The sequence below is a fragment of the Prochlorococcus sp. G4PB16 genome, from assembly GCF_059772465.1.
The window spans coordinates 15,488-33,156 of sequence record NZ_CM186289.1; the positions used below are offsets into that span (position 1 = coordinate 15,488).

Below are 17,669 nucleotides of genomic sequence, written 5' to 3' on the forward strand. Positions count from 1 at the left end.
TTCTCTTTTTTTAATTTTACTACTTTAGCTTCTGTTTGCCATTTTAGTGTTTAGTTAAACCAGAATTATGTAAAACTTGACTTAGAGTTTTGGCATGGCTTATACCTCCAAAAGTTTCTGGAGAAGTTACGGGCTCATGTATAAAGTGTTTTTGTCTAAGACTAAATCTATCCCAGTTTGTGATTTGAATTGGTAGCAGTATAGTTAAAAGTTCAATAAGCCAAGTCCAAAGAGGAATTTGAGGGACTTTACTCATTCCTTTCCATCTAAGAAGAGTCTGAATTACTACATCAATACTTATATAGGGTTGTCCTAAAACGAATCGTTTTATTTTAGTGCCATTAACAGCTTGTGCAGGTTCGAAATTAGAGGTGGCTAGATGCCCACAAATGAAAGCAATATCTGCTGCATGAATAAAATGAAACCTTGAGAATAATTTTATCCATCTTGCAAGCCATATCCATTTCAATGCATCTCTAAGGCCTTCGGTAAGATAACTAGTTGGAAATTTACTTTTCCCGTCTAGACGACCGCCAAAAACTAGTGTTGGGAAAACTGCTATTATCTTCGTTGAAAGCGGATGATATTCAAGCTCTCTCAGGCATTGTGCTTTTGTTTGTATGTACTCTGTTCCATAGGTAAAAGCTTCAGGTAATAAATTTAAGTTTCTATCAAGAACACTTGCAGTTGAAAAATAAATAATTTGTTTGATATTTGAAGGATTGAGTAAATTGAACAAATTTTTTACCGCATCGATATTTACTTCTTTCGCTCTTTTCGGATCACCCCAAGCAGTTGCAGTATGAATAACCCTGTTGACTTCTGAAATTTCTTTCTTGAACTTATTTGATTGTCTCAAATCTCCCACTAAAATTTTAATCCTTGGATTTTTTACATTTATTGAAGTTATTTTTTTTGGATCTCTAACCCATAAAAATAATTTTGAACTTGAGTTTTCAATAAGCCAATTTGCTATGTATTGTCCAACACATCCACTTGCACCAGTGATCAGAATTATTTCGTTTTTCAAGATGAAACTTTTATAAGTTCATTGACATTTTTACCAGCCTCGAAAAATACTCTCGCATTTTCTTCTGGCGTCCCAGGAAGTATTCCATGACCAAGGTTAAGAATATGTTTTCTCCCTTTTGCTTTTTTGACGACATCAACAATTCTTGATCTAATCGCATCAGGAGTACCGAACAAAAGTCCTGGATCAACATTGCCTTGGACTCCTACTGATTGAGGCAGTCTTTTTATTCCATCGGCCATATCAACAGTCCAATCTAAAGAGACTATATCTACTCCGGTTTGTCCCATCCTTTCAAGAACTCCAGCACTGCCAGATATATATAAGATCATAGGTGTATTTGGATGCTTTTCTTTTACTAAATTGACTACCTTTTGTTGATAAGGTGCGGCAAAATCGTCATAATCTTGTGGACTTAATTGTCCTGCCCATGAGTCAAACATTTGAACGACTTGGGCTCCAGATTCAATTTGATAGGACAAATAGTTCGCAATTGATTCTGCAAAGTGATTTAAAAGTTGATGCAGTAGTTCTGGTTCTTGGAATGCCATTGCCTTTATAACTGCATAATTTTTGCTGCTTTTTCCTTCTACAACATATGCAGCAAGAGTCCATGGAGCACCTACAAACCCAAGTACTGCAGCTTTATTCCCTACGCTTTCCCTCAATCTCCCAAGGACTTCTCCAACGAAAAACATGCTTTCTTCAGGTTGCAGGGGCTTTAAGTCTTTAACTTGCTTGAGCGTTCTTATTGGATCATTTATCAAGGGTCCTTTACTTTCAACGATGTCAAAGTTAATTCCCATTCCAGGAAGAGGAGTCAAGATATCTGAAAAAAGTATTACTCCATCTGGTTGAAAAGCTTGAAAAGGTTGCATTGAAATTTCATAAGATAGATCGGGGTTCTCGGATCTTTCCCTGAAACTAGGATGGTTATCACGAAGGTCGCGATATACCTTCATGTATCTCCCCGCTTGGCGCATCATCCAAACCGGGGGCCTTTCAACATTTTCTCCGCAAGCGGCACGAAGCAGTAAAGGAGTAGTTTCGTTCATTATTTTGTCCTTTTAATCGAAAAACTTACATGAAGCAGTAACTTGAAAATCATGAAATACGTTCTCTGCAAAAGTTCGTCATACCTTTTGAATTTTTACATCCAGACGACAGTTGAAATTAGGTTAGGAGGCAAGGTTGAAACATTTCTATTCGAGGAAGCTTAATTCTTCTTGGATTTATGCTTTAGAACCATAACGCTAAGAGGAGGAAGGCAAAGATCTAAAGAATTTTCATAGCCATGTATGCTGTATAAATCTGTTGATTTTCCTCCCATATTACCTAAATTTGAGCCTCCATATTGACTCGCATCTGTATTGAAAATTTCTTCATAGAATCCATCAATAGGCACGCCTATTCTGTAATTAGAGTGGTTTTGAGGGGTAAAGTTTGCCACTATTACTAACCACTCGCCGTCAGTTTTTTCTCTTCTCATAAAACTGATAACTGAATTTTTATTATCATCGCAATCTATCCATTGGAATCCGTATTCATCAAAATCATTTCTCCATAAAGCAGGTTCTTTTTTGTATAACGTATTCAAATCATCTACTAATTTTTGTATTCCTTTGTGAGGTTCATAATTAAGAAGATCCCATTGCAAATCATCCCAAACATTCCATTCTTGACGTTGCCCAAATTCCATTCCCATAAATATTGTTTTTTTACCTGGATGTGTCCACATATATGCAAGTAAGGCTCGTGTATTAGCATACTTTTGCCAGTCATCACCTGGCATCTTATGTAGGAGATGACTTTTTCCGTGAACAACTTCATCATGGCTTAAAGCAAGCATAAAGTTTTCGGTAAAGTTATAACAAATGGAGAAAGTAATGTTATTTTGATTGAATTGTCTAAACCATGGGTCAATTTCAAAATAATCAAGCATATCGTGCATCCAACCCATATTCCACTTGAGATTGAAACCTAGTCCATCAATGTCAGTAGGTTTAGTTACACCAGTCCATGTGGTTGATTCTTCGGCAATAGAAAGTGCACCGGGATAATGTTGAAAAAGAACGTGATTAGCCTGTTGTAGGAACCTGACTGCTTCAAAATTTTCATTCCCTCCGTCTTCATTCGGTATCCATTCACCCTCCGGACGAAGATAGTCTTTGTAAAGCATTGATGCAACTGCATCAACACGTATTCCATCTATATGAAATTGATCAAACCAGAAAATTAGATTTGCAACTAAAAAATTACGAACTTCATTTCGACTGTAATTGAAAATTAGGGTTCCCCATTCTTTGTGCTCTCCAATTCTGGGATCTGAATGCTCGTATAGATGGCTGCCATCAAAATAAGCAAGTCCATGCTGATCTTTAGGGAAGTGGCCTGGAACCCAATCGAGAATGATTCCTATTCCCTCTTTATGGCAAGAATCAACGAAGGCTCGAAACTCATCAGGGGATCCATATCTACTTGTAGGCGCATACCAACCAGTAACTTGATAACCCCATGAGCCATCAAAAGGGTGCTCTGAAATTGGCATAAGCTCAATATGAGTGAAGCCTCTTTCTTTGACATATGGAATGACCTTATTTGTCAGCTCTTTGTATGTAAGCAATCTTGAGCCAGGCTTCATATCTGCTGCTGGAACGGGGGCTCTATGCTCTCCGTTTGAGTTGATAAATGGATCATCTGAGGAAGCATGCATCCAGCTTCCTAAATGCATTTCATAAACCGATATTGGTTGCTCTAAAGGATCTCTATTATCACGATTGGATATCCAAGCCTGATCATTCCATTTAAATGAATCGATTTTTGAAATAACAGAGCTTTTTGCAGGTCTTACTTCATGTTGAAAACCATAAGGGTCGGCTTTCTCGTAGCAATGTCCTTTTTCAGTTCTGATTTCATATTTGTATAAATCTCCCTCACCTAAACCAGGTATGAATAGCTCCCAAATCCCTCCTAGACGTTTTTGCATGGGGTGATGTCGTCCATCCCATGAATTGAGATCACCAATGACTGAAACGCTTCTTGCATGAGGCGCCCATAAGCAAAACATAACTCCTTTCTTTTTATCTATTTCCGTTAGGTGAGCCCCCATTTTTCGCCATATGTGATGGTGATTTCCCTCCGCGAAAAGATGTCTATCAATTTCACCCATCCACTCCTTTCGGAAGCTCCAAGGATCATTTTGAACATGTTCAATGCCTCCTCTATTTACTTTTACTTGATAATCAGTGCCGGGATCTTTATCGAGAACTCCTTCAAAGATCCATTTGTGATTTGGATTTTGTAGCTGGATTTTCGTTCCTTTTATTATTAGTTCAACTGCACTTGCCTCTGGCATCCATATTCGAATTATCCATTTATCTTTAAACGGTTGAGGACCAAGAATTGAAAATGGACTTTCATGTCTGCATTCAGAAAGTCTTTGTCCGTCATCTTTCAAAGAATCTAGAAGAATAGAGACGGTCATGACTTATCGCTTAAATAGCTAGTAAGCTTAATCCTATGCAAGTAAATATTGAACCCCTAAGAGGAAATAAGTGATTCAAATTTAAGTTTTGAATTTAAAAGTAAGAGTGAAATTGTAGTCACTAGGCAGTTAGGGCTAGGTCCTTCGCATAAATATTGACTCTGACCAGGATTTATTCCAATTGCTGGCCATCCAGATCCTGAAATTGAAATTCTTAAACGATCACCTTCTTTAAATGTTGCGAGAATTGGTTGAAGTCTGATTCTTCTAGAACTTTTTATACCTTTTTCACAATTAGCAATTCTAAGTACCCCAGTCGAAAGTTGAGTGGCAGTATTCTCAATCTCACTAGGAATTATTGATAATGCAACGAATAGATCAAAACTTTCCCTGTCACACTTAGTTTCTAAAAAAAGATTTGGAATCCCTTCCAGCCTAAGTTCATTCGAAATAGGGGCTGATGTAAATACTGCTACATCAGTTCGAATATCAAGCTTAAATCTGTTTGCTTCACCAGCTGTATCACTGAGATGTCCTCCGATTGCTGGTACTGGTCTCCATGGGTCGTGAACCAAGTTCACTTCACAATATGCTTTTAATTTTGAATTAGGGACTAAGTATCCTTCAAGATCACTTATTGAGGCTAAACCTTCGCTATGAAGATTCCAGGTAGGGGCTTTATTTTGAACCGATGGCTCCCAACTCTTAGTGGTTAGATTCCAAAGATTTAATCGAGGGAAAGGAATCTCTTTGTTTTTATCTTTTAAATGAGAATCAAAAAATTCTAGCTGGGTACGTTGTGCACCCTCCCACCATTGAAGATGAGTAGCAGGACCAATAAGTAATTTAGGATTGCCTCCTGCATTTTTAGATTTCTCATAAATATCTAAAATCCCTTTCAAATGAGGATCCCACCAACCTCCAATTAGAAGCAAAGGTTTTTTTAACCAGCTATCTAATGGCTCATGGGTTTTCCATTGAGAATTTTTACTAGACGATAGATTTAGCCATTTATATGCCATCCCCTCTGGATCAATCTTTTTAAGTAAATCATGACCGTTATGTAAATATTTTTTTGATTCAAGACTTTCACGGATTTCATGCCAAGCTGTCCAATTTTTCTCCCTTTGCGCTCTTTGGGCGGCTAATTGCAAACCCCATCCAATTCCCAAGTGCCACCAAAACGCTCCTCCTTCGCAACTCCAATGTTCATACTCTGAAAGGCCTGTCATCGCAGGAATAATGCAATCAGGTGGAGGGCTACCTTCCTCTGCAATTAGTTGTGTTAATCCTTGATATGAAAAACCATATGTGCCTAATAGGCCATTGCATTCAGGCAAGGATCGTACCCAATCATGAGTTTGACTAGTATCCGAAGCTTCTTGATTGAAACCTGAAAATTCTCCTTCAGACCCACCTTGGCCTCTTACATCCTGAATGACAACTAGATAGCCCTTGCTAGCCCACCAAGATGGATGGGCATAAGTAACTGTAGAAGCAATTTCTCTTCCATATGGCTGGCGCATTAATAAGACAGGCCATGGCCCGTTTCCCTGAGGCGACCAGATTCGAGATTTTAGTAATGTTCCGTCCTTGAGTTGTAAGTCTTCGTCCCTATATCTTATTGAATTCATTATTTGTTTAAAAAGTTTCTGGACAATAAAGACCTCTTACGTACATCGAGAGGATCTCAGCATCGACTTCGCTTATATTTTTTTTAATTGAGATTTTCTGAATAGATTTTTGTGAACCAGCGGAAATGTTTTCTTTATTTAGTTCTCTGAAACTTTCACAAATAGACTTCGCTTCATCAGGATTCCTTTTTACACTTTCAAGAAGTCTTGATTGAGCCATTGCAACTTGACTGACTCCAAATGATGTAAATATTAAAGTGATTAATAAAACATTCATTTCCTTTTTTCTGGTTTCTTTTGAATTGTTTTATTCTATTACTTAATTCTTATCGGGTAAATTAAATAATGTTTTTTTCGCTTTCTCTATTAAAAAGTGAGCTTTTTGTAGATCTATTATTGGAATCCTTCCTGTTCGAAGAATTCTTTCAAAGCGTCCAGTCTTTTGAACTAGCTCTTGAGGAGTAAGTCGAGAAATTGCCTTGTTAGAGATTAATCCTGAGTGCATTAACAAGGCTGCTTCGTTAAGTTGAATATCTAAAGTACATATAAAATACGCTATGCATTTAAGTCTTTTTAGATTGCGAACACTACCCAGACTTCCATTGATTAGATGATTTATTTCTTCATCACTAATAGATAATAAAGAATCCCATGTTTTTATATTATTTGATAAGAGTATTTTTTCTTCATGATAAAAGGTTTTAGGAAGATCTTTCAATAATAAATTATTGTTCATCAGTCTCTAATGATGTGATTTCTTCAATCTCAGTATTATTTGATAAATATTCACTTTCATAATAATTCCTGTCCGGTAATTCTATGATTTTTGATTCTTTTAAATCATTTATTAATTCACCAAGAATAATTGGTTTACTTATTCCCTCACCTGCTGATTCTATCTTCCTGAGCCTGACTTTGACCTGAGCACCATTTCTTCCTCCCCCTTTCAAATTACCGGCTATTTGTAACAATGTTGGTTTGATAGCTTCTTTAGGGAAATCATTAGAAGCTTGAGCAACAACTAAATCAAATCCATTGTCATAAACAATAGGAGCATATTTGTAACCTTCGACATTAAAAGGAGGAGTATAACTTTGCTCAAAGGCCCAGCAGCTAGCAGAGAGTAAAAGTGTGAAAATTGTTGTCCCAGTTAGTCGGAATTTAATTCCCCAGTTAAGTAAATAAGCTAAAATAGTCAAGACGCCAAGTCCTGAGCCTCCCCAGGCTAGCCATTTCGTAATATCTTGGATAACTTCACTTATAGACATAGGATGGTTTCTCCTGAATTGATTCTTTATAGTTTGTTAGCTCCCCAAGTTTGTGAATAATGTTTCATGGGAGATGAGTGGAGTTCTAAAAGATTAAAGCGGTGGGGACTTGCTGGAACCTTTGCGGCGTTTGGTGGTGTTTTGATTTGGAGTGGTGCAGATCTATTAGTAGCTAGAACTATAAGCCGCTTTACTCCAGAAATAGAAAAAATATTATCCAATTCATTGGGTCATCCTTTGAAAATAGGTTCCTATAGAGGACTTAGACCCTGGGGGGTTAATTTGGGGCCAACAAAGTTACTTCCAGGCATTAAGGATTCTTCCTCAGTTAATATTTCAACTTTAACAATTAAATTTGCTCCCTTTGCTTCTTTATTTAATTGGCAACCAGTTGCAATATTTAATCCAAAAGGTACAGAAATTATATTAAACAAAAATGAAGCTGGTTCGTTTTGGGTCTTTCCCCAGAATGATAAGTCTAAAAAAATCAACCTTCAACTAAAGTTGAATTTAAAAGAACCAACTAAAATTTTATTTAATCCTGGGGATACGACATTATTAGCGAAAGGTAACCTATCCCTCAATCTTGCTAAAAAAAAGATTTACGGTGCGATCAATCTAAACTCCAAAAAACGAGGAAGCCTCTATCTCTCAGGAAAGGGTTATTGGGATGGAATAGAATTTCAAACTAAAGTAAAAATTAATAAACTTAGTCTTGGTATTTTCGAGAATATTTTAGGAAATAATTCTAATTTTATTACTAGAGGAAAGATAAATGGAAGACTTAATTTGGGAATTAAGAAAGGTTTAATAAGGTGCAAGGGTGATTTGTTGTTTAATGATTTAACTCTAAGAGTAGGACCTCTAAATGATACCTTGTCTACAAATAATTCAAAAATAAAATGTGATAAAAGCAAGTTAAATTTAATTAACTCCGAATGGAGTTATGGATATTGGGATATATCTAATTCAATTGAAATACCATTTAATAAGAAAGATATAACTTATATAAATTCTGTAACTAATATTAAAATTAAAGATTTTGATCATAAGCCAATTGCTTTCAAATTTAAATTACCAATTTCAGTAGTTGATAGACAATTTGTTCCTGGAGAATTAAATGCTAATTTTAGTTTAGACTCTTTTCCTTTAGGTGCTTTAAATCCAATACTAAATACATCATTATCGGGTAAATTAAATACAGTAGGTCATATTCAGGGCCCCTTATCTTCCCTGAACTCCTCTATTAAACTTTCTTTAGACAATCCACAAGTCAATGGTATTCGTTTAAGGGAAAGATGGAGAGGATCTTTTACCAGAATTCCAAGTAAAAAGAATTGGGGTAGTTTGATAATGAAATCGGAAGGTGCCTCTGTTCCTGGAAATATTAAAATTAATTTTAATGAGGATGGAAATTTTAATGACTTAAATCTAACTAGATTAGGCGGTAAAATAAGTTTAAGCCCTAAATCTAATGCTTTTGAATGGGATGCTAATAAATTCAGATTAGATCGAGTAGAAGTGGCTTTTCCGCCAGAGAAAAGTTTTAAACGAATTTTTGGGGAAGTTTCAGGTAATGGAATGTTTTCTTTTGATCCATTATTTCTTAATGGCTATTTGAATTTAGATTATTTTAGATTGTTAGGTTTTAAATTAAAAAAAGCAAGTATTAAAGGTCAAATTAAAAATTCAGAAACTAATTTAACAGGTGAATTAATACCATCTAATAATGGAAGGATTAAATTTGATATTAATAATAAGCCCGAATTTTCTTTATTAGCTCAAGTAAAGGATGTTAGCTCTAGTTGGATTACTTCTACAGCTCTAGAGTTTCCTAAATTAGGATTGAAGTATTCAGATGCTATGGGTAAGGCGGGAGATTTAGAGAAATTGATAATTGGTTATCCTGATAGCTCTATTGATAGTCAGTTAGAAGCTTTAAATAGGTCCCGGAATTCATATATAGAAGAGATTACCAAGATAAATAATCAGAGTATTATTAATCCTTATGATCTTAATGGGAAAGTCAATGCAGATATTAGATTAAGTGGTCCAAATCTATCTGATTTAAAGTTAGAAGCAAGCGCCTTGGGTAAGGTCTGGACAAACAAATTGAAGATTATAGATCCAAAAGATATAAGACCTTTTAAAGTCACTTTTAATGGAAACCTGGGTTCAGGTAATGGAAATTTTTCTCTACTAGATTTTAATTTTTCATTATTATCTTTAGTTGCGCCCATACCTTCGGCAGTTGATGGATATTTTGGCTTAAATGGTAAATATAGTTTAAGTAATTCATTCCCACTAGTTACAGCGGATTTAACTATTAAGGATACAGTAATTTACAATAGATATATTATCTTAGATAATGGAAGTATTTTATTTAAAGATAATTTTTTAGAGTTTGATATAGCTCTAAGGGATAAATCTTCGACAAATTCTGTTAAGTTAAATGGAACCTATCCATTAATTAGTTCCTACCCTATCGATCTAAAGGTCGAAAGTCATGGAGATGGATTAGCCCCTTTGGCTGGGCTAACGAAAGGACGTGTCTCTTGGACTTCAGGGACAGCTGATCTAAGTTTGTTGATTAGAGGAACACCTTTAAAACCGGTTGCGAATGGTTTTTTGGTTTTAAAAAACGGTGAGCTAACTCTTCAAGATAAAGAAATTAATAATTTGAATAGCACAATGGTTTTTGATTTCAATAGACTTGAAGTGCGTAATCTCAAAGCAAATGTAGGAGCAAACGCAATCATCAATAGTCAAGGTGGAATATCATTATTTGATTCTCAATTAAGTGAAAGTGAGCAATTGGCTTTTTCTATAGAAAAAACGCGTATTAAAACGGCATTTTCTGACATCATCGCTTCATCTAACCTTATTGTTAAGGGTTCTATTTTGAAGCCTCAATTAGCAGGTGAAGTCGTTATTTCAGAAGGTTCAATCTTTGCTAAAAGAGCTAATAACCCAGATAAAACAATATCTAAAAAAGTGAATAATTATAAAGATTCTAAGGTGAAAAAAATTCGTAAATTACCAGAACAAAACTGGAACCAGAGAGAACCTTTGGTTTTATTTATTCAAGATGAAAATGCACCTGCAAGTCGCATTGTTAGTGCTGGCTTACCTAAAGGATTTGAATCAATAATCTTTGACAATTTAAAGCTTGTACTCGGTCCTTCATTGCGATTGGTGTCTCAACCCTTGGCAAGCTTTGAAACTAATGGATTTCTTATCTTAAATGGTGCTTTTGATGAGACACTTGATGTTAGTGGAGTTATTAAGCTTGTCAGTGGCTACGTTAATCTATTTACGACTACTTTTACTCTAGATCAAAGTGAACCTAATGTAGCCGTATTTGTACCGTCTATGGGCTTGGTTCCATATGTTGACGTGACTTTGAAAAGTCGTGTTCCCGATAATGTTAGAGACGTAAGCAATTTTTCCTCTAATGGTATGGCGTCATTTGGGATTGGAGGATCTCGTTTTGTAAATGTCGAAGTGACGGCCTCTGGGCCTGCAGATCGAATTAGTGAAAATTTTCAATTGAGAAGTACTCCATCTTTGGGAAGAAGTGAGTTGTTAGGGCTTATAGGAGGTAACTCTCTTGCGAATTTAATAAGCAGTGGAGGAAATGGTGATGTGCTTGCTAGTTTTCTGAATAGATCTTTTGCTTCTTATATTCAAGGTAATATCAATGGTTTTTTAAGTGATAGGCTTCAAATATCTTTGTATCCTGCCTACATAAATGGTTCAGACTCAGAGGATGATGCTAGTGAAAGTAGTTCTTCAAGTCCTGATCAGGAGGATACCAATTTGCCAGGTCAACAGGCTTGGGTGACTGAAATAGGAGTTGACCTTAACGATAAAGTTAATTTCTCTGTTCAGGCAGCTCCAAACCGGCAAGATATTCCACCGAAAGGTAATATTACTTTTCAAATGAATCCTAATGTAGGTCTACTAGGCTCGTTTGATAAAAATGGAAATTGGCAAAGTCAGCTCCAACTTTTTTTTAGATATTAAATAAACACATATTTGAATAAAAATATTTTTAAAAAATGCTCAGTTCGAAATATTTTTATCTTCTTTTATTACTTGATTGGCTATTACATGATTAGTTGTTGTAATCAAGGCAACGAGTTATTTCTTTGCCTTGCAGCCAAGCAATCAAAGGAATATTTTAAAGATAGTGAAAAATTATCTTTGATTAAATAGTTGATCTAAATCAAATGAGTACAAACTTTTCAGTTCCTGATCCTACGCCCCAGCTGATAAAAGTAGCTGAGAGTGCAAAAAATGCTTCTATCTTTCTTGGTCAATCCACTAGTGAACAACGGGTTGAGGCTTTGACTGAAATGGCAAATGCTTTGAATGATAATGCTGATGAGATATTAAAAGCAAATGTTCAAGATCTTGAAAAATCAGAAAAAGAAGGATTGAATAAATCACTTTTATCAAGACTTCAGTTAACAAAAACTAAACTCAAAGGATGTATTGACGGGGTTCTAAAAGTTTCAAATCTTGCAGATCCAATAGGTAAAAGACAACTTCATAGGGAGTTGGATGAAAACCTTATTCTTGAGAGAGTGACAGTTCCATTAGGAGTCTTAGGAGTAATATTTGAATCGAGACCAGATGCATTAATACAAATAGCGTCTCTTGCTGTTCGTTCTGGTAATGGAGCTTTATTAAAAGGAGGAAGTGAAGCAAAAGCTACAAATCAAGCGATAATGGATTCTCTTGATAAGGGGTTACGCAAATCAAATGTCGGTTCGGGAGCGTTGTCTTTGCTCACTACACGTCAAGAAAGTTTAGGCTTACTTCGTTTAGATCGGTTTGTAAATCTGATAATACCCAGAGGTAGCAATGAGTTAGTCCAGTTTATTCAAGAAAATACACGTATCCCTGTCTTAGGGCATGCTGATGGAATTTGTCATCTATATGTAGATAATTCTGTAGATATTGATAATGCTATAAGCATAGCTTTAGATAGTAAGATTCAATACCCTGCGGCTTGTAATGCAATTGAGACATTATTAATTCATGAAGATGTTGCTGAGATGTTTTTGAAAAAAGGCTTGCCAATTTTTTCTAATGCAGGAGTTACTCTTAAGGGAGATGCAAAGAGTCAATCTTTGGGGGTAAAACATAAGGCTGATGAAGCAGACTGGTCTACAGAATATCTTGATTTAATTCTTTCAATAAAAATTGTTCGTAATGTAGACGAAGCTATTGAACATATTCGTAAATTTAGCTCTCGTCATACTGAAGCGATAGTTACTGATGATAAGAAAGTTGCTGAAAAATTCTTAAGTTCGGTTGATAGTGCGGGTGTTTACCATAATTGCTCTACTCGTTTTGCTGATGGTTTCCGATATGGGTTTGGAGCTGAAGTTGGGATAAGTACTCAGACTCTTCCACCAAGAGGACCAGTTGGATTGGAAGGCTTAGTTACCTATCGCTATTATCTCAGAGGTGATGGTGATCTCGTTAAGGATTTTGCTTCTGGAGATAGAAGTTTTTTACATACTGATTTACCGTTATGAGTCAATTTCATAATTTAAGCGCAATTCATATAAAAGATATAAATTTATGGGCCCATGTAGGTGTTTTAGAAAGTGAGCGAATAAATGGTCAAAGCTTTCTTCTTGATATCAGTTTCTGGTTGAATTTGGATGAGGCATCCAAACTTGATCAATTAGATAAATCAATAGACTATAGCGAAGTGACTAGAGCAGTTCAAAAACTTTCATTCGAAATTAAATGCTTAACGATTGAATATTTTAGTGATCAGATCCTTAATCTTATTGAGTCTCTATATGGTCCAATTCCAATTCATATTCTGCTAAAAAAATGTTTTCCACCAATACATGGATTTACTGGAAGTGTTCTGATAGAAAAAAAAAGGAATTTTTTATTTCCTATTAATTAATTGAAAATAGATAAAAGACCAATTTTTCTTGTTCATGGATTGTGGAACAATCCTAAATTATTTGAAAAATTAATTAAAAAAATAAATGAAGATGATTTTGAATTGTACAGACCGCATTTGCCACACAAATATGGGAAAACATCTCTTAGGCATTTAGCTCGAGATCTTGATTCTAAGATTGAGGAATTAGTGGGTCCTGAAATCGAAATTGACATTGTTGGTTTCTCAATGGGTGGATTAATTAGTAGGTGCTGGTTGCAAAATTATGATGGTTTTTTAAGAACTAAACGATTTTTTAGTATTGGTACTCCTCATTTTGGTACTTATACAGCTCAAATGATCCCTTCGTTTTTTATGCCAGGTATTGCAGAGATGAAAAGAGGAAGTAATTTATTATCTCAATTAAATAATGATTTAACTTCCTTGGAAAAGGTTGAATGTACTAGCTTTTTTACAAAATGGGACTTGATGTCATTCCCAGGCTGGCAAGCAAAACTTTCTATTGGTGATTCTTATCACTTACCTGTATTGACACATAAAGAGTTGATAACAAATTCTATTTCTTTAGATGTTTTAGCCAAAAAGATTTTTAATAATAGCTAAGAAAGACCACTATGTCTTATTAGAGCTTCAGTAGAGGGAAGTCTTCCTCTAAATTGTTTGAAAACCTTATTGGGTGAACGACTACCACCAAGACTAAGAATTGAATCGCGATATTTTTTACCAATCTTTCGGACTTCATCTTGATTAGCAAGGCCTGCTTCTTCAAATGCTGCAAAGGCATCAGCACTGAGTACCTCAGCCCATTTATAAGAGTAGTATCCAGCTGCATAGCCACCAGCAAAAATATGACTGAAGGCACAGAGAAATTGATCTTCTGGAATAGGATCCATCACTGTCGTATTTTTTGCGATTTCTCGTCGTAACTCATCTGGGGAAATTTTTAAATCCTCATTCCATTGACTATGGAGTTTTAGATCAGTAAGAGCAAAATGTATTTGCCTTAAAGTCGAAAGCCCAGAATTAAATGTTCTACTTAGCCTCAATTTATTGATTTCTGATACTGATAATGGCTCTTTCGTCTTCCAATGTATTGCTATCTCTGAGATTGTTTGATCCTCTAAGCACCAATTTTCCATGAATTGGCTTGCTAATTCGACAGCATCCCATTCAACATTATTAATACCGGCAGCTTGAGGATAATTTACAGTTGTCAGCATATGTTGTAGTCCATGGCCAAATTCATGGAAGAGAGTTTCTACTTCTTCGAAACTCATCAGACTGGGTTTGTCCGCAATAGGAGGAGTTTGATTACAGACTAAATAGGCTACTGGGAGAACAATATCATCTTTCGCTTTTTGATTTCGGCACAAACATTCATCCATCCAAGCACCTCCTCTTTTTGTCGCAGGACGACTGTAGGGATCGAGATAGAAAGATGCAATTTTCTGGCCATCTAAATTTTTTACATTGAAGAAACGGACATCTTCATGCCATAGAGGCGCTGTATTACTTGCTTCTTCAATGTCAATTTCAAAAAGTCTTTTGCACAAATTGAATAGACCATTAAGCACTTGATCTAAGGGAAACCATGGCCTGAGTTTCTCTTGGTCAAGATCATATTTCTCTTTGCGTAGAACTTCAGCCCAAAAATTTACATCCCATGGAGATAGCTCAAAATCTTCGTTCTCTCCATTTCTTTTAGCACACTCACGAAGATGTATAACTTCTTTTTCAGCATGAGGAATTGCAGCCAATCGTAATTCTTCAAGTAACATCTCAACAGCATTTTCGCTATCCGCCATCTTTGTGGCCAAACTAATTTCACACCAGTTTTTATATCCCAATAGTTTTGCCTGTTTGTTTCTGAGATCTAAAATTTCTTCAATTATTTTTTTATTACTAATCTTTCCATCGCTAGCTCTGCTTACAAAGGCTCTATAAACTTTCTCTCTTAGACGTCTATCTTTTGCATAAGTTTGAAAAGGAATGTACCTAGGCAAATCTAAGCCAACTCTCCATGGACCAGTTGATGCTGATGGATCATTGCCTTCTTCATCTTTGTCACCAGACTCCTTTGCCGCAAGAGCCATTGTTTCAAGTGCTCTTACAGGTAGCCCCTCGACTTGTGACTTGTTTTTTAGTAAAAGACTCCAATTGTTTGTTGCATCTAATACATTGTTACTAAAGGTAGTTGATAATTCAGCTAATCTCTCACTGCGAGAATTAAATAGTGCTTTTTCATTGGCTTCTAGACCAATTCCTTTGTTTTTCATAGTTATTAGTTCTGTCTCAATTATTCTGATTTGTGTTTCATCCTTAATGTTTCCATGCTCTTTTAAATTTGAGAGCGCCTTGAAAATGACTTCGTTTTGAGCAAGCTGATTACTAAATCTGACGATTGAAGGTTGCTGATTTGAATGAACCTCACGTAGTTCAGTGGAATTGCATACAGCATTCAGATGACTGACAACTCCCCAGCTCCACCTGAGCTTTTCACCTATATGATAAAGCTGAGGCATTACATCTTCCCAACTTAGGGAGCTTTTGGTTGGTAATTGTTTTTCGAGTTGTTCTTCTAATTTATGTAGTTCTTCATTCAGTTCTTTTATCAGTTTGGGTATATTTTCAGTAATTTCATTGGGGGTAATTTTATCGTAATCAGGCAGACCTTCACCTTTTAATAGTGCTGTTGGCTTAATTGAAGTCATTTTTTAAGTTCCAAAACTAACTGATTGGTACAAGGTTATTGGTAATTAATGATTGTGCGAGAGCATTTGTTGATACCTCATATAAATCAATAGCTATTCTTGGCCAAAAACCTATTACTAATGTTGGAATTACGAGGCTTAAACCTATTGAAAGCTCTCTCGCATCCATTTCTTTGACTATCGATAAAGCAGGTATCCTTGGGCCAAAGAATACTCTTCTACACATTGAAAGAAGGTAGATAGGAGTTAAAACAAGTCCAATAGCTGCTAAAAGAATTGTTATTGCTCTAAATAAAGAAGTGAATCCTTCTTGACTAGTTATGCCAAGAAAAACTGTGATTTCACTTATAAATCCACTCATACCTGGTAAGGCAAGTGATGCTAAAGAACTGGCTAAGAAGAATGCAAAAGTAATTGGCAAAGCCTTTGCAAGACCGCCCATATTCGGGATTGATAGAGTATTGGTTCTTTCATAAAAACTTCCAGTAACAAAAAACATTGCGGCAGCAATCAGTCCATGACTAATCATTTGGAGCATCGCTCCACTGATTCCAAGTGCATTAACTGCACCAATTCCAACAAGAACAAAACCCATATGACTTACAGAGCTGCAGGCTATGCGCCTTTTTACATTGTCTTGAGCAAAAGCATTTAGAGCGCCATAAATAATATTTACTATCCCAATGATGATTAAAGCTGGGGCGAGTATTAAATGAGTCTCCGGCAATATTTGAACGTTAAATCTTATGAGAGCGTAACCTCCCATTTTTAATAAAACACCAGCTAATAACATTGAAACCGGAGCATTTGCCTCTCCATGAGCATCTGGGAGCCAGGTATGAAGTGGAAAGATAGGAAGCTTTACTCCAAAACCAATTAAAAAACCTAAATAACAGAATATCCCAAAATTACCATTAAAAGATTTGGCTGCGATTTCACTTAAATTAAAGGTAAATTGATCTCCTGAAAGAGCTAAAGCAAGCCCACTAATTAATATTAAAAGGGAAGCTAGAGCTGTATAAAGGATGAATTTTGTTGCTGCATATAGTTTTCTTTTCCCTCCCCAAATAGCAATCAATAGATAGACAGGAACAAGTTCAAGTTCCCAAGCTAAAAAGAATAGCAAGAAATCTTGTGATAGGAAAACTAAAGCTTGGGCTGAAGCTTGAATCAGTAATAACGCAAAGTAAAGCCTTGTTTTTTGTTTTACTTTCCAACTTGCAGCTGCGGACAAAAATGTTATTAGACCGCTTAGAACTACTAGTGGTGCAGATATACCATCTACACCTAATGACCATTCGAGTCCTATGGAAGGAAGCCACTGAAGTCTTTCAACTAACTGCAGACTCTCGCTCCTTGGATCAAACAAATTGGCAAAAGCTAATACAATTATCAGAAAATCGGCTAATAAAATACCTAGGGCTATATTTCTTGGCAGATTAGATTTTTGACTTTCTTGCGTTGGGAGTAAAGGCATTATCAATGCTCCAACTATGGGTAGGAGCACAATGAGTGAAAGCCATGGAAATGCTGTCTGAGAATCAATACTCATAGGCAGATTGGCATCCATAATTTGGGGCAAGTCAGCCATAAAGCTATCAGTTTTT

General features: G+C 35.8%; 13 protein-coding genes. 4 read left to right on the forward strand and 9 right to left on the reverse strand.

Translation table 11 applies throughout. From position 1 onward, the window contains the following. Positions 1 to 43: 43 nt before the first annotated feature. From AC6EIZ_RS00095 to AC6EIZ_RS00125, 7 genes are all read right to left on the reverse strand, one after another. Positions 44 to 1,030, reverse strand: coding sequence for an NAD-dependent epimerase/dehydratase family protein (locus AC6EIZ_RS00095; protein ID WP_498511313.1), 987 nt, complete (start codon positions 1,028 to 1,030; stop codon positions 44 to 46). Beyond that, positions 1,027 to 2,085, reverse strand: a complete 1,059-nt coding sequence (gene hemE, locus AC6EIZ_RS00100; RefSeq protein ID WP_498511315.1) for a uroporphyrinogen decarboxylase — start codon at positions 2,083 to 2,085, stop codon at positions 1,027 to 1,029. Before hemE ends, AC6EIZ_RS00095 begins: the two co-directional genes overlap by 4 nt. A gap of 161 nt (positions 2,086 to 2,246) precedes the next feature. Continuing rightward, positions 2,247 to 4,514: a 1,4-alpha-glucan branching protein GlgB gene (gene glgB / locus AC6EIZ_RS00105; RefSeq protein ID WP_498511317.1), complete on the reverse strand. Its 2,268-nt coding sequence runs from the start codon at positions 4,512 to 4,514 to the stop codon at positions 2,247 to 2,249. A 56-nt stretch (positions 4,515 to 4,570) separates the two neighbouring features. Next, complete coding sequence (locus tag AC6EIZ_RS00110; RefSeq protein WP_498511318.1) at positions 4,571 to 6,148, reverse strand: CocE/NonD family hydrolase; 1,578 nt, start codon at positions 6,146 to 6,148, stop codon at positions 4,571 to 4,573. 7 nt (positions 6,149 to 6,155) lie between these two features. Then, positions 6,156 to 6,425 (reverse strand): DUF8664 family protein, encoded by a 270-nt coding sequence (locus tag AC6EIZ_RS00115; protein ID WP_498511319.1) that lies wholly within the window; start codon positions 6,423 to 6,425, stop codon positions 6,156 to 6,158. A 42-nt stretch (positions 6,426 to 6,467) separates the two neighbouring features. Beyond that, positions 6,468 to 6,884 (reverse strand): DUF4332 domain-containing protein, encoded by a 417-nt coding sequence (locus AC6EIZ_RS00120; RefSeq protein ID WP_498511321.1) that lies wholly within the window; start codon positions 6,882 to 6,884, stop codon positions 6,468 to 6,470. Continuing rightward, positions 6,874 to 7,416, reverse strand: coding sequence for a Ycf51 family protein (locus AC6EIZ_RS00125; protein WP_498511322.1), 543 nt, complete (start codon positions 7,414 to 7,416; stop codon positions 6,874 to 6,876). The genes AC6EIZ_RS00120 and AC6EIZ_RS00125 overlap by 11 nt, the downstream gene beginning before the upstream one ends. 66 nt (positions 7,417 to 7,482) lie before the next feature. Between AC6EIZ_RS00125 and AC6EIZ_RS00130 the strand changes: the two genes are divergently transcribed. The 4 genes from AC6EIZ_RS00130 (at position 7,483) to AC6EIZ_RS00145 (ending at position 13,954) form a co-directional block, all read left to right on the forward strand. Continuing rightward, positions 7,483 to 11,442, forward strand: a complete 3,960-nt coding sequence (locus AC6EIZ_RS00130) for a translocation/assembly module TamB (RefSeq protein WP_498511324.1) — start codon at positions 7,483 to 7,485, stop codon at positions 11,440 to 11,442. Between the two features lie 206 nt (positions 11,443 to 11,648). Further along, positions 11,649 to 12,965, forward strand: a complete 1,317-nt coding sequence (locus tag AC6EIZ_RS00135; RefSeq protein ID WP_498511326.1) for a glutamate-5-semialdehyde dehydrogenase — start codon at positions 11,649 to 11,651, stop codon at positions 12,963 to 12,965. Beyond that, positions 12,962 to 13,351, forward strand: a complete 390-nt coding sequence (locus AC6EIZ_RS00140) for a dihydroneopterin aldolase (RefSeq protein ID WP_498511328.1) — start codon at positions 12,962 to 12,964, stop codon at positions 13,349 to 13,351. The genes AC6EIZ_RS00135 and AC6EIZ_RS00140 overlap by 4 nt, the downstream gene beginning before the upstream one ends. Then, positions 13,352 to 13,954 carry an esterase/lipase family protein gene (locus AC6EIZ_RS00145; RefSeq protein WP_498511330.1) on the forward strand — a complete coding sequence of 201 codons (603 nt, stop codon included), beginning with the start codon at positions 13,352 to 13,354 and terminating at the stop codon, positions 13,952 to 13,954. On the opposite strand, the gene AC6EIZ_RS00150 is transcribed toward AC6EIZ_RS00145, so the two are convergent. Both AC6EIZ_RS00150 and AC6EIZ_RS00155 read right to left on the reverse strand, forming a co-directional pair. After that, entirely contained in the window at positions 13,951 to 16,062 is a 2,112-nt protein-coding gene (locus AC6EIZ_RS00150; RefSeq protein WP_498511332.1) for a M3 family metallopeptidase, read from the reverse strand. The two genes, AC6EIZ_RS00145 and AC6EIZ_RS00150, sit on opposite strands and share 4 nt — an antisense overlap. Before the next feature lie 16 nt (positions 16,063 to 16,078). Further along, positions 16,079 to 17,632: an NAD(P)H-quinone oxidoreductase subunit 4 gene (locus AC6EIZ_RS00155; RefSeq protein WP_498513277.1), complete on the reverse strand. Its 1,554-nt coding sequence runs from the start codon at positions 17,630 to 17,632 to the stop codon at positions 16,079 to 16,081. Between the last annotated feature and the right edge of the window lie 37 nt (positions 17,633 to 17,669).